This is a genomic window from Streptomyces viridiviolaceus (assembly GCF_014650995.1).
GTDB lineage: Bacteria > Actinomycetota > Actinomycetes > Streptomycetales > Streptomycetaceae > Streptomyces > Streptomyces viridiviolaceus.
This window is the reverse complement of the sequence record NZ_BMWA01000085.1, coordinates 1-1,520: the sequence shown is the minus strand read 5'-3', so window position 1 is coordinate 1,520 and position 1,520 is coordinate 1. Positions and strand designations below refer to the sequence as shown.

Genomic DNA, 1,520 nt, shown 5'->3' with positions numbered 1-1,520 from the left:
CGCGGTCTCACCCGTGGCGTTGCGCTTGAACCAGATGTTCGGGAACGCCAGGAAGCGGTGCCAGGCCACACCCATGTCCGTCTTCAGTGCGACCGTGATCATCCAGACGAACGACGTCCCAATCTTGATCATGGCGAAGAGGTAGACCAGGTTCTGCAGCACCGCCACGTCCAGGCCCTTGAAGGCCAGCACCAGCGGGTACGAGATCAGGTACCCGGCCTCGTAGCCCTCCACGTGATGGAGCGCGCCCTCCAGGCCACGCAGCGTCAGGATCGCCAGGCCGATGATCAGGATGACTGCCTCGACGAAGTACGCCTGGCCGGCGTTGGAGCCCGTGAACCGAGACTTGCGGCCCAGTCGCCTGGGGTGGGACAGCTGGCGGATCACGATGAGCGTGAGGATGCCGAGCGTGGTCAGCAGGCCGATGAGCTCGGTGAACACCTCGTACGGTGTCCAGTCCCCGATCAGGGGGAGCACCCAGTCGGCCTGGAAGAGCTGGCCGAAGGCGTTCACCAGGGTCAGGACAAGAGTGAAGAAGCCCACGGCCACGAACCAGTGCGCGACGCCCACGACGCCCCAACGGTTGAGGCGGGTGTGGCCGAGGAACTCCCTGAGCACAGTCAGACTGCGCTGCTTCGGGTTGTCGGTACGGGTGCCCGCCGGCACGTTCTGCCCGAGCCGTACGAAGCGGTAGATCCGAACGATGGCTCGGGCGAACAGCGACGCGCCGACCACGGCCAGGACCAGCGACACGATGATCGCGGCGAGTTGCATGGGAACGCCTTCGGTTTCTCGCGGGATGCTCAGCCCTTGCGGGTCTTGACTTCCTCGGTGAGCTGCGGGACGACGTCGAACAGGTCGCCGACGACGCCGTAGTCGACCAGGTCGAAGATCGGGGCCTCCGGGTCCTTGTTGATCGCCACGATCGTCTTCGAGGTCTGCATGCCGGCCCGGTGCTGGATCGCGCCGGAGATGCCGGAGGCGATGTACAGCTGCGGCGAGACGGACTTGCCGGTCTGGCCGACCTGGTTGGTGTGCGGGTACCAGCCCGCGTCCACCGCGGCACGCGAGGCACCCACGGCCGCGCCGAGCGAGTCGGCCAGCGCCTCGATGATCGCGAAGTTCTCCGCGCCGTTCACACCACGGCCGCCGGAGACCACGATCGCGGCCTCGGTCAGCTCCGGACGCCCGGTCGACTCACGCGGCGTACGGCCGGTGACCTTCGTCCCCGTGGCCTGCGCGGAGAACGTCACCGACAGGGCCTCGACCGCACCGGCGGCCGGGGCGGCCTCCACGGCGGCGCTGTTGGGCTTCACCGTGATGACCGGGGTGCCCTTGGAGACGCGGGACTTGGTGGTGTACGACGCGGCGAACACCGACTGGGTGGCCACCGGGCCCTCGTCGCCGGCCTCCAGGTCGACGGCGTCGGTGATGATGCCGGAGCCGATGCGCAGCGCCAGACGGGCGGCGATCTCCTTGCCCTCCGCGGAGGAGGGGACCAGGACCGCGGCCGGGGACAC

At 68.4% G+C, this 1,520-nt stretch carries 1 protein-coding gene and 1 pseudogene; both read right to left on the bottom strand.

Annotation, left to right across the window (positions count from 1 at the left end; genetic code table 11):
• A pseudogene (locus IE260_RS40985) lies at positions 1 to 774 on the bottom strand (Fe-S oxidoreductase); the annotation flags it as partial.
• A gap of 29 nt (positions 775 to 803) precedes the next feature.
• Positions 804 to 1,520: electron transfer flavoprotein subunit alpha/FixB family protein (locus tag IE260_RS40980; protein WP_189881016.1), on the bottom strand; the 717-nt coding region annotated here is incomplete at its 5' end.